The following is a 16,178-nucleotide window of genomic DNA, read 5'->3' as shown; positions in this document are numbered from 1 at the left end:
TCGCCCGTGGCGTGGACGCCCCAGCCGTGGCCTCCCTCATCCTGGGCGGCTCCCGCGGGGCGGACGCCACCGACGACGCCCGCGCGGACGCCCCGGGCCACCGTCCCCACGTCCCCCAGCCCCCGACCCAGCCGATGCCGCGCGTGACCTCGTCCGCGCAGGGCTACGGCGACGTGCCGCCGCCCCCGCCGCCGGCACCCCGCGCATCGTCACCCGCGCCCGAGGCGCCCGCAGCGCCCGCGGCCCCGGCTCCGGCACCCGAGCCGACCGCGAGCGCCGAGGCCCCCGAGCCCGCCGCGGAGACGGTCGCGATGACGCAGCCGATCGCGACGGCGCAGGCCCCGACCGCGGCGTACCTGCAGCGCCCGGACTACGAGCCCGTCGAGGCCAAGGACGTCACGCAGGGCGTCGAGCGCCTGCGCGGCCCGGCCGCACGCGTGGTCCAGAACATGGAGGCGAGCCTCACCGTCCCGACGGCGACGTCGGTCCGCGCGGTGCCCGCCAAGATGCTGATGGACAACCGCGTCGTCATCAACAACCACCTCGCGCGCACGCGCGGCGGCAAGGTGAGCTTCACGCACCTGATCGGCTACGCGATCGTCGAGGCGCTCGCCGAGTTCCCGTCGATGAACGTCGCGTACACCGAGGAGGACGGCAAGCCCGCGCTGCTGACCCCCGCCGAGATCAACCTGGGCCTGGCGATCGACCTCGCGAAGCCCGACGGCTCCCGCCAGCTGCTGGTGCCGTCGATCAAGGGCGCGGACAGCATGGACTTCCACGCCTTCTGGTCCTCCTACGAGGACCTGGTCCGGCGCGCCCGCCAGGGCACGCTGCAGGCGGTCGACTTCCAGGGCACGACGATCACCCTGACCAACCCGGGCACGATCGGCACGGTCCACTCCGTCCCGCGCCTCATGAACGGCCAGGGCACCATCATCGGCGTCGGCTCGATGGACTACCCCGCGGAGTTCCAGGGGGCGTCCGAGGAGACCATCGCCCGCCTGGGCGTGTCGAAGGTGCTCACCCTGACGTCGACCTACGACCACCGCGTCATCCAGGGCGCCCAGTCCGGCGAGTTCCTGGGCCTCGTGCACAAGAAGCTGCTCGGCATCGACGGCTTCTACGACCGCGTGTTCGTGTCGATCCGCGTGCCCTACGAGCCCGTGCGCTGGGTCCAGGACGCCGCGACCTCGCCCGAGGAGGAGGCCGCCAAGCCCGCCCGCATCGCGGAGCTCATCCACGCCTACCGCTCGCGCGGGCACCTCATGGCGGACGTCGACCCCCTGTCGAGCCGACCGCGCAAGCACCCGGACCTCGACGTCCAGACCCACGGCCTCACGCTGTGGGACCTCGACCGGCACTACTCGACCGGCGGCTTCGCCGGCCACGACCGGTGGAAGATGCGCACGGTGCTCAGCCGGCTGCGGGACGCCTACTGCCGCACCATCGGCCTCGAGTACATGCACATCGCCGACCGCGAGCAGCGGTCGTGGTTCCAGGAGCGCCTCGAGCACGGCTACACGAAGCCCAGCCGCGAGGAGCACCTGCGGATCCTCCACCGCCTCAACGCGGCGGAGGCGTTCGAGGCCTTCCTCCAGACCAAGTACGTGGGACAGAAGCGGTTCTCGCTCGAGGGCGGCGAGTCGCTGATCCCGCTGCTCGACGAGGTGATGAGCGCCGCGGCCGAGTCCGGCGTCCACGAGGTCTGCATCGGCATGGCGCACCGCGGACGCCTCAACGTGCTCGCGAACCTGGCAGGCAAGAGCTACGGCCAGATCTTCTCCGAGTTCGAGGGCACCGCGGTGCCGGGCTCCGTGCAGGGCTCGGGCGACGTCAAGTACCACCTCGGCACCGAGGGCACCTTCACGGCGGAGTCGGGCGCGTCCACGCGGGTCTACCTCGCCGCGAACCCCTCGCACCTGGAGGCGGTCAACCCGGTCCTCGAGGGCATCGTCCGCGCGAAGCTCGACGCCCTCGGCGCCGACCCGGCGACCGACGGTTACCCCGTGCTGCCGATCCTGGTGCACGGCGACGCCGCGTTCGCCGGCCAGGGGATCGTCCAGGAGACCCTGAACCTGTCGCAGCTGCGCGGCTACCGCACCGGCGGCACCGTGCACGTGATCATCAACAACCAGGTCGGATTCACCACCGGCCCGGAGAACTCGCGGTCCACGCGCTACTGCACGGACATCGCGAAGGGCTTCCAGGTCCCGATCTTCCACGTCAACGGCGACGACCCGGAGGCGTGCGTGCGCGCCGCCCGGCTCGCGTTCGAGTACCGCGAGAGGTTCGGGCGCGACGTGATCGTCGACATGGTCTGCTACCGCCGCCGCGGGCACAACGAGGGCGACGACCCGTCGATGACGCAGCCGCGCATGTACGACCTCATCGAGGCGAAGCGGTCCGTGCGCCACCTCTACACCGAGTCGCTCATCCGTCGCGGGGACATCACGACCGAGGAGGCCGAGACGGTCTCCAAGGACTACCTGGCCCAGCTCGAGCGCGTGTTCATCGAGACCCGCGAGGGCTACCAGCCCCGCCCGGACACCGAGTCGATCTCGGGCCTCGAGCTGCCCAGCTCGCAGTCCTCCGACGCGGGCGTCATGGTCGGGTGGCGGACCGCCGTCTCGGCGAGCCAGGTCGAGCGGATCGGCCGCGCCCACGTGCGCCCGCCAGAGGGCTTCACGGTCCACCCGAAGCTCGGCAAGCTGCTCGAGAAGCGCGAGCAGATGAGCACCGAGGGCGGCATCGACTGGGGCTACGGCGAGATCCTCGCCTTCGGCACGCTGCTGCAGGAGGGCGTCCCGGTGCGGATGGCGGGCCAGGACAGCCGCCGCGGCACCTTCGTGCAGCGCCACGCGGTCTACCACGACCGCCGCACGGGCGCCGAGTGGACGCCGCTGCTGTACCTGTCCTCGGACCAGGCGCGGCTCCACATCTTCGACTCGTCGCTGTCGGAGTACGCCTGCCTCGGATTCGAGTACGGCTACTCCGTCGAGCGTCCCGACGCGCTGGTCCTGTGGGAGGCGCAGTTCGGCGACTTCGTCAACGGCGCGCAGACCATCATCGACGAGTTCATCTCGGCCGCCGAGCAGAAGTGGGCGCAGTCGTCGTCCGTGGTGCTGCTGCTGCCCCACGGGTACGAGGGTCAGGGCCCCGACCACTCGTCGGCGCGCGTCGAGCGGTTCCTGCAGCTGTGCGCCGAGGACAACATGGTCGCGGCCATGCCGTCGACCCCGGCCAGCTACTTCCACCTGCTGCGCCGCCAGGCCTACGACCGTCCGCGCCGACCGATGGTGGTGTTCACCCCGAAGTCCATGCTCCGCCTGCGCGCCGCGCAGTCCGAGGTGGAGGACTTCACCACGGGCACGTTCCAGGAGGTCATCCCCGACACCACGGTGGACCCGGGCGGGGTCGACCGCGTGCTGATCTGCGCCGGCAAGGTCTACTACGACCTGGTCGCCCAGCGCGACAAGGCAGGCGACACCGCCACCGCGATCCTGCGGTTCGAGCAGCTGTACCCGCTCGACCACGACGCGATCAAGGAGGCCCTCGCGCCCTTCGACGGCGCCGAGGTGCTGTGGGTCCAGGAGGAGCCCCTCAACCAGGGCGCGTGGTCGAAGATCTCGCTGAGCCTGCCGCAGATCATCGGCACCACGGTGGGCTGCGTGTCCCGGCCCGCGTCGGCATCGCCCGCCGCCGGCCAGGCCTCGCGCCACGCCGCCGAGCAGGCCGAGCTGGTCGAGAGGGCCTTCACGCGATGAGGAACGTCTTCCTGGTGGGCGACGAGCTCGTCGCCGGTCACGGGGATCCGAAGGCGCTGGGATGGGCGGGGCGCGTCGCAGCACGCACGCTCCCGGTCGCCCCCGACCTCCGCTTCCACGTGCTCGCCGTGCCCGGCGAGACCACCGGGGAGATGACCAGCCGCTGGGACGAGGAGGCGCTGCGCCGCACCCGCCACGACGAGGCGGAGGCGAACCACGTGCTCTTCGCCGTCGGCCGCGGCGACGTCACGCGCGGCGTCTCCCCCACGATGACGCGCCTGAACATCGCGAACGCGCTCGACCGGGCCCACGCGCTGGGCTTCCGCACGCTGATGGCCGGCCCCCCGCCGGGGCGCGAGGAGGACAACCCGCGGATCGCCGAGCTCGCGGCGGTGCTCGAGGACGCCGCATCCCGCCGCGAGGTGGGCTACATCGACATGTACGGGCCGCTCGCGCGTCACGACCAGTGGACGGCCGACATGGCGACGGGCCGTGACGCGCTGCCGCTGCAGGCCGGCTACGGGCTCATGGCGTGGCTGGTGCTGCACTCCCGCTGGCACTCGTGGCTCGGCATCGAGCCGCCCGCCGCCTGAGCCTCGCCGCACACGTCAGCAGGGCGGTTCATCGAACCGCCCTGCCTCGGTGGCGCCGTGCGTGGCGCGGCCGGATCCCCCCGGCTACTCGACGATCCCGGCGCCGCGGAGCTCGACCATGAGGTCGTGCGGGCGCGAGGCGATCGCGAGCGCGTCGTCCAGCGCCACCGTTCCGGCTCCCACGAGCTGGAACAGGTGCTGGTCGAACGTCTGCATCTTGTAGTACTCGCCGTCCTTGATGAGGTCGAGGATGGGAGGCTGGCTCGCCGGGTCCACGATCGCCTCGGCGGTGCGGCCGGTGTTCACCATGACCTCCGCGACGAGCGTGCGGCCGGTGCCGTCGCCGCGGCGCACCAGGCGCTGGGAGACGATGCCGCGCAGCGTCTGCGCGAGCGTCGCGCGGACCTGGTTCTGCTCGTGCGGGGTGAAGAAGTCGACGATGCGGTTGATCGTGTCCTGCGCGTCCACGGTGTGCAGCGTCGCCAGCACCAGGTGGCCGGTCTCGGCGGCGGACAGCGCCGCGCGGACGGTCTCGATGTCACGCATCTCGCCGACCATGATCACGTCGGGGTCCTGGCGCATCGCGGCGCGCAGCGCGTTGGTGAAGTCGAGCGTGTCGGAGCGCACCTCGCGCTGCGAGATGATCGCCTTCTTGTCCGAGTGGAGGACCTCGATCGGGTCCTCGATGGTGATGATGTTGACCTCGCGGTAGCTGTTGATGAGGTCCACCATCGAGGCGAGCGTGGTGGTCTTTCCGGATCCGGTCGGGCCCGTCACCAGCACCAGGCCGCGAGGCTCGAGCGCGAGGTCCGCGATGACCGGCGGCAGGCCCAGCTCCTCGAAGCTCTGCGCGCCCACCGCGACGCGGCGGAACACGAGCGACTCGGTGCCCCGGGCGACGTAGGCGTTGACGCGGAAGCGCCCGACGCCGGACAGCGAGAACGCGAAGTCGGCCTCATGGGTGTCGCGGAAGGAGGCGACCAGGTCCTCCGGCAGGACCTGGGCGACCATGTTGCGCGTGTCCTCGGGCGTCAGCGGCGGCACCTGCAGCTTGCGCAGGCGGCCGTCGACGCGGACGCGCGGCGGCGATCCGGTCTTGCAGTGCAGGTCGGAGCCGCCCGTCGACGCGAGGGCGTGCAGGAACGGGATGACTGAGACTGGCTGGTCGCTCACGAATCCTCCATCGGCTTCCGAGGGCCTCGGCTTGAGCCGACGCTACTGGGGAACCGCCGTCCGATGGAAGCAGGTGTGACGAACCCGCGCCGTATGGGAGGATAGGGGGTCGATCGTGAACCGCCGCATCGTCCGAGTCGTCCAAGAAAGGGGAACGCCATGAGCAAGCGAGGCCGCAAGCGCAAGAGCCGCGCCGGGTCCGGTGCCAACCACGGCAAGCGCCCCAACGCGTAAGCGCTGACACCACGACGAAGCCGCATCGGCATGGCCGATGCGGCTTCTGTCATGTCCGGGCGGGACGATGCGCGTCTCGGATCAGGCGGGCGTCTCGCGGGTCGCGCGGATCGCGTCGAGCACGCGCTGGCGCAGGGCATCGGGCGCCGTCTCGTGACGGGTCTGGTTGACGAGCCTCTTGATCTTCTCGTTGATCTTGTGCTCCGCCTCGCACGGCGGACACGTCTTGAGGTGCTCCCCGATCCGGTGGATCTCCTCCTCGGGGAGCTCGTGGTCGATGTACTCGAAGAGCCTGTCGAGGGCCTCCTCGCATTCGGGCTCAGGCATCGCAGACACCTCCGTCCTTCTTCTCCTGCTTGGGCTTGACCGGCGTCTTCTCGTAGAGGCCGCGCTCGGCGGCGTAGTCACGGAGCTTCTCGCGCAGCAGCTTGCGGCCACGGTGCAGCCGCGACATCACGGTCCCGACGGGGGTGTCCATGATCTCGGCGATCTCCTTGTAGGCGAACCCCTCCACGTCGGAGAGGTAGACCGCCATCCGGAAGTCCTCGGAGAGCTCCGACAGCGCCCGCCTGATCTCGTCGTCGCCGAGCGAGTCCAGCGCGTGGTCCTCCGCCGACGCGAGGCCGCTGGACGTGTGCTCGGCGGCGGCCGCGAGCTGCCAGTCCTCCACGCTCTCCGCGTCCGACCGCTTCGGCTCCCGCTGCTTCTTGCGGTAGCTGTTGATGAAGGCGTTGGTCTGGATGCGGTACAGCCACGCCTTCAGGTTGGTGCCCATGGTGAACTTGTCGCGCGCGGCGAAGGCCTTGGCGTAGGTCTCCTGGACCAGGTCCTCCGCGTCTGCGGCGTTGCGCGTCATGCGCAGCGCGGCGGCGTAGAGCTGGTCCATGTAGGACAGGGCCTCGACCTCGAAGTCGGCGGCTGGATCGGCATGCTGAGTCATCGCCTGCGAGCGTACCCCGGCGCTGGCCGCCGGATGCTCTCGCGAGGCGCGTGGCGTCTCCGCGATGGTGGTCATGGCACCGGCAACGGCACCTGTGCGCGATTCATTCCCGGTTGTCCCGGAAGCCGGTGCCTCGGGCGCTCGCGCTTGCTATCGTCAGAAGCATGCTCCGTGTACTTGCCAGGCCCTTGCTCGCATCGTGGTTCGTCTACGGGGGCGTGCAGAACGCTCTCGAGCCCGAGCGCAACGCCGGCCTGATCGCCCCCACCGTGGAGCCGGCGCTCAAGGAGCTCGGCGTGGAGGAGGTCAAGGCCGTCGACATCGTGAAGGTGCACGGCGCGCTGACCGTCGCCCTCGCGGCCTCGCTCGCGCTGTCGCGCTCGCCGCGCGCCTCGGCCCTGGGCCTCGCGGGGCTCGCCGGCGCCAAGGCGGTCTTCGCGCACCCGTTCTGGAAGGAGACGGACCCGGCCCGCCGCGAGGCGGAGATGGAGCTGTTCCTCAAGGACGTGTCGCTCGTCGGCGGCGTCCTGGTCGCCGCGACCGCCGGCCACTCGGCGCGCCACATCGCGCGCAAGAAGGCCAAGAAGGTGAAGGCGAAGGAGAAGGCCGTGGACGCCAAGGCGACCGCCAAGGCCGCGAAGTCCAAGAAGCGCGCCGCGTGACAGCCGGCCTGGTCCCGGGCACCGGCCCGGGGCAGGTCTGGGACGCGCCCGTCGCCTCGGGCCCTCTCGACGCGACCGTCTCCGTGCCCGGGTCGAAGTCGCTCACCAACCGCTTCCTGGTGCTGGCGGCGATCGCCGCGGAGCCCGTGACGGTCCGCGGAGGCCTGCGCTCCCGCGACTCCGACCTCATGATCGGCGCCCTGCGAGGACTCGGCATCGAGGTGGACGACTCCGGCGACGAGTGGCGCGTGACCCCCGGCCCGCTGCGCGGCGGCGCCCACGTCGACTGCGGGCTCGCGGGCACCGTCATGCGCTTCGTCCCGCCGCTCGTGCTCCTCGCCGACGGGCCCGTGAGCTTCGACGGCGACGAGGGCGCCCGCGTCCGCCCGATGGGCCCCCTGCTCGATGCGCTGCGCGCGCTCGGTGCCACCGTCGAGGACGGCGGCACCGGGACGCTGCCGTTCACCGTCACCCCGCCCGCCGCGATGCCCGCGGAGGTGGAGGTCGACTCCTCGTCCTCCTCGCAGTTCGTCACGGGGCTGCTGCTGACGGCACCGCGCCTGCGCCACGGGCTGACGGTGCGCCACACGGGCGAGACGCTGCCGAGCCTGCCCCACATCGACATGACGTGCGAGACGCTGCGCGAGGCGGGGATCCGCGTGGACCAGCCGGACGAGCGCACCTGGGTGGTGCACCCCGGCGAGATCCGGCCGGGCGACGTGCGCGTCGAGCCCGACCTGTCGAACGCCGGCCCGTTCATGGCGGCGGCCCTGGTCGCGGGCGGCACGGTGCGCATCCCGGGCTGGCCCGACGTGACCACGCAGCCGGGCGCGTACTACCCCGAGCTGCTCACCCGCATGGGCGCGACGTGCACGCTCGACGGCGACGTCATGACGGTCAGCGGCACGGGCCGCATCGCCGGGATCGACGCCGACCTGTCTCCCGCCGGCGAGATCACCCCGACCATCGCGGCGCTGTGCGCTCTCGCGGACGGGCCGTCGCGGCTCACCGGGATCGGTCACCTGCGCGGCCACGAGACCGACAGGCTCGCCGCCATCGCCACCGAGGTCGAGCGCCTGGGCGGGACCTGCCACGCGGACGACGACTCGCTCACGTTCGGCGGGATGCCCGCGGAGGGGCTGGCCGGGGCGGTCATGGAGACCTACCACGACCACCGCATGGCGACCTTCGCCGCGATCGTCGGTCTGGCGGTCCCCGCGGTGAAGGTGCTCGACGTCGGCACCACCTCGAAGACGATGCCGGACTTCCCTCAGATGTGGGCCGGCATGCTCGGCGCCGACGCCTGACCCGCGTCACACCTCGACCCGCGCGCCCGTCTCGTGGGAGCGGATGATCGCGTGCGCCACCTCGAGCGCGCGGCGACCCGCGCGCGCGTGCACCGGCGGCGCCTCACCCGCGCGGAAGGCCGCCAGCACCGCGGCGACGTGGCGGTCGAACGTGTATTCGAACGTGCGCGCCTCGTCGTCGAAGTAGCCCGCCTCCCACACGCTCCTCGTCGCCTCCCCGGCGCGCGACACGGTCAGCCGCTTGACGGTGTCCTCGATCAGGAGCCGGCCGCGCGTCCCGTTGACCTCCACCAGATGGGTGGCGGGGTAGGCGTACGAGGAGTCGTAGGTGCCGACCAGCGAGCCCACGGCGCCGCTCGCGAATCTCAGCGCGACCGCGAGCGTGGTGAACGTGCCCGGCAGCGTCATGTCGGTCATCTGCGCCGCGACCGAGCGGATCGGGCCGCACAGGTGCTCGAGCATGTCGATCCCGTGCACCTGCGTCTCGATGAGGTTGGCGTGAGGGCTGGTCCCGATGTTCGCCTCCCCGCCGAAGCGCCAGGTCGCGAAGACCACCTCGCCCAGCTCGCCCGCGTCGATGGCCGCCTTCGCCCGTGCGACCGGCTCCGCGTACCGGTGATTGAGGTTGATCGCGAAGAACAGCCCGCGCGCGTCCGCCTCGGCGAGCAGGGCGTCCGCCTCCTCCATAGAGAACACCAGCGGCTTCTCCACCAGCAGCGGCACGCCGCGGCCCAGCAGGTGCAGCGTGGGCGCGAAGTGCGCCTCGTTGGGCAGGCACACCGTGACCAGGTCCGGTCGCGCCTCGTCGAGCATCGCGTCGACGTCGGTGAACGGCACGGTGTCGAAGGCCTCCGCCCGCGCCGCGGTGCGGTCGGGATCGCGGCCCACGATCCCGACCAGGTCGGTGTCGCGGCGGCGGGAGAAGATCCGCGCGTGCTGCGCCGCCCAGGCGCCCGTGCCCACCACCCCGACCCTCAGCCTGTCGCCCATGACACGCTCCCTCCGTCTCCTCCGAGCGTAGGACCGTCGCCGGCCGCCCGCCCGCCCGCGCCGCATCGGTACCCTGGTGGCATGCCTCGGACCCCGGACATCCTGTGAGCGACTGGAGCCGCTACGACGAGTCCGACGCGCGCGTGCGCCCCAGCAGGCGCGGGTCCCGGCCGCGGACCAAGATCCGCCCGGCTCACGAGGAGGCTGTCGACGGCACGGTGATCGCGGTCGACCGTGGGCGCTACACGGTCCAGGTCCACGACGGCGAGGTGGTGATGGCCGTCAAGGCGCGCGAGCTCGGGCGCCGCGGCCTGGTGATCGGCGACCGGGTCAAGGTGGTCGGCGACGTCACCGGCGAGCCCGACACGCTCGCCCGCGTGGTCAGGCGGCTCGAGCGGCGCAGCTCGCTCAGCCGTACCGCGGACGACACGGACCCGACCGAGCGGGTGATCGTCGCCAACGCGGACCAGCTCGCGATCGTCACGGCGCTGGCCGACCCCGAGCCCAACGCGCGCATGGTCGACCGCTGCCTGGTCGCCGCCTTCGACGCCGGCATGACGGCGCTGCTGGTGCTGACGAAGGCCGACCTCGCGAGCGCGGACGAGCTGCGTGCGGCCTACGAGCCGCTGGGCGTCACCGTGATCGAGACCTCGGTGAAGCGCGACGGCGGCCCGGAGGCGGATCCTGGCTTCGTGCGATTCCGCGAGGAGCTCCACGGCCTCACCACCGTCCTGGTCGGCTACTCCGGCGTGGGCAAGTCGACGCTGGTCAACGCGCTCGTGCCGGACGCGGGGCGCGCCGTGGGCGTGGTGAACGACGTCACGGGCCGCGGGCGCCACACATCGACGTCCGCGATCCGATACGAGGTTCCGACGGGCGGGTGGATCGTCGACACCCCCGGCGTGCGCTCCTTCGGGCTCGCGCATGTCGACCCGGAGCGGTTCATCCACGCCTTCCCGGACGTCTCCGAGGCGACCGACGAGCGGTGCCCCCGCGGCTGCACCCACGAGAGCGCGGAGCTGGGCTGCGAGCTCGACGCCTGGGCCGGCGACGACCCGGCACGGCGGGCGCGCGTCGACTCGATCCGCCGCCTGCTCGCCTCCCGCGCCGCCGGCGAGACGTACTGACGCCCCCCTTCCCTTCCCCCTCCTCTCCCCGGACAGCGCGCACGGAATCCGTCGCGACACGCCGGGTCCCATGGCCCGATCGGGTGCGACACGCCGCCGACCCGGAACCGACTCCGTGCGGACTGTCCGGTGGGGGTGCGCTCAGGGTGCGGGGCGGCTGTCGGACCCCGGCGCACTAGCCTGGGCGCATGACCCCGGGACCGTACGCCGACGACCTGCTGCTCGCCCTCGCCCTCGCCGACGCGGTGGACGCGGTGACCCTGCCGAACTTCGCGACCGGCGAGCTCACCGTCGAGACCAAGCCCGACGACACCCCGGTCACCGCCGTCGACCGGGCGGCGGAGCGCACCGCGCGCGACCTGATCGCCCAGCATCGTCCCGACGACGCGTTCGTGGGCGAGGAGTACGGCACCACCGGGACCGGCGCCCGCCGGTGGGTGGTCGACCCCATCGACGGCACCAAGAACTTCATCCGCGACGTCCCCGTCTGGGCGACGCTCATCGCCCTCCTGGACGGGGACGATGCCGCGGTCGGCGTGGTCTCCGCGCCCGCCCTCGGGCGGCGCTGGTTCGCGGCCCGTGGCCAGGGCGCGTGGCTCGGGGCGTCGGAGGCGACGGCGCGACGGATCACCGTGTCGGATGTCGCGTCGCTCGATCAGGCCTCGCTGTCCTACTCGGACCTGGCGGAATGGCGGGAGTTCGGGCGGCTCGACCAGTTCCTCGGGCTGATAGACAGCGTGTGGCGCACCCGCGCGTACGGGGACTTCTGGAGCTACATGATGGTCGCGGAGGGCGCGGTCGACATCGCCACCGAGCCCGAGCTCGCGCTCTACGACATGGCGGCGCTCGTCGCGATCGTCGAGGAGGCCGGAGGCCGGTTCACCGGCGTCGACGGCACGCCCGGACCTCACGGCGGCAACGCGCTGGTCACCAACGGCCTGCTGCACGACGAGGTGATGCGCCGCCTCGCCTGACCCGCGTCGTGTCAGCCCAGGTGGGCGATCTCGGACGCGTCGTACCAGAGCAGGTCGCGCTCGGCGAGCCTGTCCGCGGCGTCCTCGTCGCCCGCGGCGGCACCCGCCGCATCGTCGCCCGCCTCGGCCTCGTCCATGAACGCGCAGGCGATGGCGGACGTCGGGATGCGACCGGTGAGGCGGACCGCCGCCGGGCTCACGTCGGGCGCGGCCTCCGACTCCGAGCGCGACACCTCGGCGACGATCACGAGGCGGAGCGGCGCGCCGAGGTCCTCGAGCGAGGCCCACGCGGCGACGTCGAGCACCACCTCGGCGAGCTCGTCGTCGTCGTCGCTGTCGATCAGGTCCAGCAGCGGCCCGGTGACCGCGAAGCCCAGCGGCGGCTCCCACATCCCGGACGTGATCGTGGGGATCTGGTCGGGACGGGCGGGGATGTACACGCGCATGGCCTCAGTCTGGCACCGGGACCGCCCCGGGCCGCGAGGCGGCGCGCGCGTCGGCGAGGACCGCGTGGGCGAGCGACTCGATCGACCGCCGCAACGGAGATCGGGGAGCGGCCTGCGCGAGCGTGCGGGCGTCGCGCAGCGCGTCGTCGCACGCGGGACCGTCCCACGGCAGCGGCCAGAGCTCGTCGAGCGAGGTGTGCCGCGCCATCACCGAGGCGATGGCGTCCGCGGGGTTCGGCCCGGCCACCGACGCCCGCACCCGGTTCACGACGACCGCGGCTCCCGCAGCCAGGTCGGGCACCGCGGCCACGAGCCTGGCGAGCTGCGGCGGCTCCGCGGACCCGACCATCACGACCGCGTCGGCCGCGAGCACCGCGCCCGCGGCGGCCGTGTCCCGCTCGCCTCCGACGCGGGCCGCCGTGTCGAGGACCACGACGTCGGCGGAGGCCCTCAGCACCGGCCACAGCGGCTCCAGGGCGGCGTCGGAGAGCTCCGCCCAGCGCGACGCATGCGCCAGGCCGGTGACGACCCGCAGCCGCGGGCCGACGGCGAGCGCATGCCTCTCGAGCAGCGACGACGGGTCGGAGCCGCGGACCGAGCCGTGCGCCAGCGCGGCGATCCCCGCCGACTCGTCCTGGACCCCGAGCACCGTCGCGACGGCGGCGCCGACCGTGTCGAGGTCGACGAGCAGGACCTCGTGGCCGCCTGCCGCGAGCTCGGCCGCGACGTTGACCGCGACCGTGGTCCGTCCCGGCGCGCCACCGGTGCCGCCGACCGTGATCACGACCCCGGCGCCCGCGGCGCCGGCCGGGACCTCCGCCCGCGCCGGCTCCTCCTGCACCGGCTGCCGGGCGCCGATCGCGGCGACCCGCACCGCCTCGACCAGGTCCGTGCCGGCCACCGGCACCCCGAGCCCGGCCAGCGTCGCCAGGTCGTCGGGCCCGGCGGCCACCCCCACCGCGCCCACGCCTGCGTCCGCGACGGCCCGCAGCGCGTCCCGGTCGAGCCTCGGCTGCGGCGAGACCACCAGGACGTCGCCGAGGCCGGCGCGCGCGACCGCGACCGCCTCCGCGAGGTCGGCGCATCGGCGCACCACCGTCAGGCCGGGGTCGGCATCGAGCGCCTCGACCACCTCGATCTCGCGCGCACCGGTGACCGCGACGATCACCCCCAGAGTCCCCATCAGCCGCTCCCGAGCACCGCGATCGCGCCCTCGTCGGCGAGCGCGTCCAGCAGGGCTCCGACGTCGGCGGACGGGACGACCACGTAGACCGTCTCCTCGCCGGCGGCGAACCCGCCCGTGTCCTCGTCGACCGCCGAGACGGGCAGCGCCTCGCCGATCCGCCTGCTCGAGGTGCCGTCCGCCGGCGTGAGCCAGACGTCCACCAGCGCCCCGGGGACGACGCCCTCGGCGAGAGGCTGCGACACGCTCACCGCGACCGGGCGGCCGTCGAAGTCCGCGGGCTCGGCCAGGGCCGCCACGGGAACGAGCTCCCCGGCACCGACCGGGCGCGTCACGGTCATCCCCCAGGGCTCGACCGCGTCGGGCTCGGCGTAGCCGTCGCCCACGCGCACGTCGACCACGACCAGGTCGGCCGGCTCCAGCACCACTCCCGGCGCGAGCGCGTGGCGTGCGGCGTACACGGGCTCCGTCCGGTCGGCCGAGCGCAGCAGCAGCGCCGTCCCGGCGACGGCGATCGCGATCAGCAGCACACCCACGATGAGGCGCGGGTCCCTCCATCCCGGGCGGCGCAGCCGCACGGGCACCGGGCGCGTCGCAGCGTCCATCGGCGGCCCCCCTTCGCCAGATGACCTCATCATGCCTGGTCGCGGAGCTGAACGAAAGGGCTGTGGAGGGAGCGCGGCCGACCTTCGCGCCCGTGCCACAATGCAGGCATGGAGCCCCGCTTCCTGAAGCTGAGCGATGTGCAGGAGATCCTCAACATCTCCTCGCCGCAGGCGTACGCGTTGGTGCGATCGGGCGAGCTGCCCGCGATCCAGGTCGGGGGACGCGGGGTCTGGCGCGTCGAGCGTGCCGAGCTCGAGGCCTACATCGAGCGGCAGTACGCGGCAGCCCGCGAGCAGGTGAAGGAGCGCGAGCCCCGCTAGAACGGACGCTCGGGCGCCGCGCGGAGGATCCTGACGGCTGCGAGCGCGACCGTGCGCACCGGTCCGTCACCCTCGAGGTCCACGTGGTCGGCGCCGACCCCGACCAGCGCACCCGCCGCGGTTCCCGCTCCCGTCTCGACCACCACCCGCGCGCGCTGCTCCGCGAGCGACCGCAGCATCGAGGTGAGACGGAGGCGGGACTCGACCACGCCGCGCGCGGCGACGCGCCGGGCCAGGCTCTCGGCGACCACGATCGCGTGCTCGGGGATCAGTGCCTCGCCGCCATCCATGTCGAGCAGCACCCCGTCCGCGGCGACCGACCGCAGGGTCCCCCGGATCCGCAGCCCGCCCTCGAGGACCAGCACGAGCTCGCCGCCCCGGTGGGCGGCGAGCCGCGCGGACATGGCGACCGCCGACCGCTCGGCGACCACGCGCTCGGCGACCTCGGCGGCGAGCTCGGCACGCTGCTCGGCCGCGAGCCGCGCCTCCAGGTCGTCGAACAGCCGCTCCCATCGCATGGCGCCACGCTACCGCCGTCCCCCATCTGCGCCCACCGGTCGACATCACCGTGGCGGTCGTGTAGACCAGATGACATCAAACAGCATCAAACAACATCAAAGGGGCATGATGATGAGTAGGAACGATGCGCGCGTCGGGGCCGCCGCACCCCTCGCGATCGCGGTCGCGGCACCGGTGCTCACCTCCGCGGCCGGGTGGCTGACGTACCGGCTGGGCTCGACGACCGACTGGTCACGGTGGACTCCGTCCGACGCGGCCGCGGTCGGGATCGGCGTGCTCGCCACGGTGGCCGGCCTGCGGTTCGTGACCGACGTCGCCTCCGCGTGGCGGGCCCTGCGCCGCGGTCGGCCGGTCCCCGCGCGGACCGGCCGCCTCGCAGCCGCCGCGGCGGGCTCCCTGCTCGCGCTTCTGGCCGGGACGGGCGCCGCCACCGCGTCGACCGAGACCCCTCCCGTCGGATGGCTGCCGGTCGAGCACACCGCGCCATCGCCCTCGCCGTCGGCGTCCGCGTGGACGACCCCGCTCGGGTCCGGACCTCCGGAGGCGCTGCGGGCACCCGCGGGGACGCCGCCGTCGCCCGGTGCGACCCCGACCTCGTCCGTGCCATCGGGCCCATCCGTCCCCCCGCCGACGCAGACCTCGACCTCGACCTCGACCTCGACCGGCGATGCGACCCAGGTGCACGTGGTCGTCGCCGGCGACTCGCTGTGGCGGATCACCGCCGCGCTGCTCGGCGACGGCCCGAGCGACGCACGCATCGCGGAGGCCTGGCCCGACCTCTATCGCGCCAACCGCGCGGCCATCGGCGACGACCCGGGGATGATCAGCGTCGGGATGCGGCTCGAGGTGCCGCCCACCCTGGGGGGTGGACGATGAGCGCCGAGCCGCTCGGCGCGACCGGGCGGTCGCCGGTCCGCCGGGACGTCTACGGGCGCGCCCGCGCCGTGCTCGGCGACCCCTCGCCCCTGGCCTGCACCGTCACGCTCACCGCGATCCAGGTCGCTCGGGGCGGCGACGGGATCGACACGCTCCTGCGATGGATCACCCCGGAGCTCAGGGACGCGCTCACGCGGCAGCACTCCCTGTCCCGGCGCGCCGGGCGTCGCGGGGCCCCCGACGCCCGGATCGTCAGGGCCCGGGTGTGCCGGGTGTCGCGCGACGCCGCCGAGGTGAGCGTGATCGCGGCGGTGGGCGAGCGCACGCACCCCGTCGCCATGCGGCTCGAGGACTGGTCCGGACGCTGGGTGGTCACGGTGCTCGACCTCGGCTGACCGCCGCACTGACGCCGGGAGGGGGGGCCCCCCGCCGGGGGCGCCCCCCCCCCGGCGGGCGGGGGGGGC

At 73.4% G+C, this 16,178-nt stretch carries 18 protein-coding genes; 10 read left to right on the top strand and 8 right to left on the bottom strand.

The annotated features are described in order from the left end of the window. The first annotated feature begins 26 nt into the window (after nucleotides 1-26). A complete protein-coding gene (locus QQX10_RS13080; RefSeq protein ID WP_301119958.1) occupies nucleotides 27-3,764 on the top strand; it encodes a multifunctional oxoglutarate decarboxylase/oxoglutarate dehydrogenase thiamine pyrophosphate-binding subunit/dihydrolipoyllysine-residue succinyltransferase subunit in 3,738 nt (1,245 codons plus the stop codon). Next, a complete protein-coding gene (locus QQX10_RS13075; RefSeq protein ID WP_301119956.1) occupies nucleotides 3,761-4,357 on the top strand; it encodes a GDSL-type esterase/lipase family protein in 597 nt (198 codons plus the stop codon). Before QQX10_RS13080 ends, QQX10_RS13075 begins: the two co-directional genes overlap by 4 nt. Before the next feature lie 84 nt (nucleotides 4,358-4,441). On the opposite strand, the gene QQX10_RS13070 is transcribed toward QQX10_RS13075, so the two are convergent. Next, nucleotides 4,442-5,530 (bottom strand): type IV pilus twitching motility protein PilT, encoded by a 1,089-nt coding sequence (locus tag QQX10_RS13070; protein ID WP_301119954.1) that lies wholly within the window; start codon nucleotides 5,528-5,530, stop codon nucleotides 4,442-4,444. A gap of 159 nt (nucleotides 5,531-5,689) precedes the next feature. Here QQX10_RS13070 and QQX10_RS13665 point away from each other — a divergent pair, with 159 nt between their 5' ends. Continuing rightward, nucleotides 5,690-5,764 (top strand): 50S ribosomal protein bL37, encoded by a 75-nt coding sequence (locus tag QQX10_RS13665; protein ID WP_375730880.1) that lies wholly within the window; start codon nucleotides 5,690-5,692, stop codon nucleotides 5,762-5,764. Nucleotides 5,765-5,845: 81 nt separating this feature from the next. Here QQX10_RS13665 and rsrA read toward each other — a convergent pair whose 3' ends face one another. Continuing rightward, nucleotides 5,846-6,091 (bottom strand): mycothiol system anti-sigma-R factor, encoded by a 246-nt coding sequence (rsrA, locus tag QQX10_RS13065; protein WP_301119952.1) that lies wholly within the window; start codon nucleotides 6,089-6,091, stop codon nucleotides 5,846-5,848. Next, nucleotides 6,084-6,779: a sigma-70 family RNA polymerase sigma factor gene (locus tag QQX10_RS13060; protein ID WP_436968557.1), complete on the bottom strand. Its 696-nt coding sequence runs from the start codon at nucleotides 6,777-6,779 to the stop codon at nucleotides 6,084-6,086. Before QQX10_RS13060 ends, rsrA begins: the two co-directional genes overlap by 8 nt. Before the next feature lie 89 nt (nucleotides 6,780-6,868). On the opposite strand from QQX10_RS13060, the gene QQX10_RS13055 reads away from it, so the two are divergent. Together QQX10_RS13055 and aroA are read left to right on the top strand one after the other, a co-directional pair. Continuing rightward, the gene (locus QQX10_RS13055; protein ID WP_301119948.1) at nucleotides 6,869-7,366 is read left to right on the top strand and encodes a hypothetical protein; all 498 of its coding nucleotides are present in this window, start codon (nucleotides 6,869-6,871) and stop codon (nucleotides 7,364-7,366) included. After that, nucleotides 7,363-8,673, top strand: a complete 1,311-nt coding sequence (aroA, locus tag QQX10_RS13050; RefSeq protein ID WP_301119946.1) for a 3-phosphoshikimate 1-carboxyvinyltransferase — start codon at nucleotides 7,363-7,365, stop codon at nucleotides 8,671-8,673. Before QQX10_RS13055 ends, aroA begins: the two co-directional genes overlap by 4 nt. A 6-nt stretch (nucleotides 8,674-8,679) precedes the next feature. Here the strand turns inward: aroA and QQX10_RS13045 are convergent, their stop codons facing one another. Next, nucleotides 8,680-9,663, bottom strand: coding sequence for a Gfo/Idh/MocA family protein (locus tag QQX10_RS13045; RefSeq protein ID WP_301119944.1), 984 nt, complete (start codon nucleotides 9,661-9,663; stop codon nucleotides 8,680-8,682). Nucleotides 9,664-9,767: 104 nt separating this feature from the next. On the opposite strand from QQX10_RS13045, the gene rsgA reads away from it, so the two are divergent. Beyond that, nucleotides 9,768-10,790: a ribosome small subunit-dependent GTPase A gene (gene rsgA, locus QQX10_RS13040; RefSeq protein WP_301119942.1), complete on the top strand. Its 1,023-nt coding sequence runs from the start codon at nucleotides 9,768-9,770 to the stop codon at nucleotides 10,788-10,790. 188 nt (nucleotides 10,791-10,978) lie between these two features. Continuing rightward, nucleotides 10,979-11,764 (top strand): histidinol-phosphatase, encoded by a 786-nt coding sequence (hisN, locus tag QQX10_RS13035; protein ID WP_301119940.1) that lies wholly within the window; start codon nucleotides 10,979-10,981, stop codon nucleotides 11,762-11,764. An 11-nt stretch (nucleotides 11,765-11,775) separates the two neighbouring features. Here hisN and QQX10_RS13030 read toward each other — a convergent pair whose 3' ends face one another. From QQX10_RS13030 to QQX10_RS13020, 3 genes are read right to left on the bottom strand one after another with little or no spacing between them, the layout of a single operon-like run. Beyond that, nucleotides 11,776-12,210 carry a DUF6912 family protein gene (locus tag QQX10_RS13030; RefSeq protein ID WP_301119938.1) on the bottom strand — a complete coding sequence of 145 codons (435 nt, stop codon included), beginning with the start codon at nucleotides 12,208-12,210 and terminating at the stop codon, nucleotides 11,776-11,778. 4 nt (nucleotides 12,211-12,214) lie between these two features. Further along, a complete protein-coding gene (locus QQX10_RS13025) occupies nucleotides 12,215-13,393 on the bottom strand; it encodes a CpaE/TadZ family protein (RefSeq protein ID WP_301119936.1) in 1,179 nt (392 codons plus the stop codon). Beyond that, nucleotides 13,393-13,998, bottom strand: coding sequence for an SAF domain-containing protein (locus QQX10_RS13020; RefSeq protein ID WP_301119934.1), 606 nt, complete (start codon nucleotides 13,996-13,998; stop codon nucleotides 13,393-13,395). Before QQX10_RS13020 ends, QQX10_RS13025 begins: the two co-directional genes overlap by 1 nt. A gap of 108 nt (nucleotides 13,999-14,106) precedes the next feature. On the opposite strand from QQX10_RS13020, the gene QQX10_RS13015 reads away from it, so the two are divergent. Continuing rightward, entirely contained in the window at nucleotides 14,107-14,319 is a 213-nt protein-coding gene (locus tag QQX10_RS13015) for a helix-turn-helix domain-containing protein (protein ID WP_301119932.1), read from the top strand. On the opposite strand, the gene QQX10_RS13010 is transcribed toward QQX10_RS13015, so the two are convergent. After that, nucleotides 14,316-14,837 (bottom strand): hypothetical protein, encoded by a 522-nt coding sequence (locus QQX10_RS13010; protein ID WP_301119930.1) that lies wholly within the window; start codon nucleotides 14,835-14,837, stop codon nucleotides 14,316-14,318. The genes QQX10_RS13015 and QQX10_RS13010 overlap by 4 nt on opposite strands. Before the next feature lie 112 nt (nucleotides 14,838-14,949). On the opposite strand from QQX10_RS13010, the gene QQX10_RS13005 reads away from it, so the two are divergent. Continuing rightward, on the top strand, nucleotides 14,950-15,714 hold the full coding sequence (locus QQX10_RS13005; protein ID WP_301144571.1) for a LysM peptidoglycan-binding domain-containing protein: 765 nt from the start codon (nucleotides 14,950-14,952) through the stop codon (nucleotides 15,712-15,714). Beyond that, nucleotides 15,711-16,109 (top strand): Rv3235 family protein, encoded by a 399-nt coding sequence (locus tag QQX10_RS13000; protein ID WP_301119926.1) that lies wholly within the window; start codon nucleotides 15,711-15,713, stop codon nucleotides 16,107-16,109. Before QQX10_RS13005 ends, QQX10_RS13000 begins: the two co-directional genes overlap by 4 nt. Nucleotides 16,110-16,178 lie beyond the last annotated feature (69 nt).

The organism is Demequina lignilytica, from assembly GCF_030418305.1.
GTDB classification, from domain to species: Bacteria; Actinomycetota; Actinomycetes; order Actinomycetales; family Demequinaceae; genus Demequina; species Demequina lignilytica.
The sequence above is the reverse complement of the archived record's forward strand: the minus strand, read 5'-3'. Positions and strand labels throughout refer to the sequence as shown.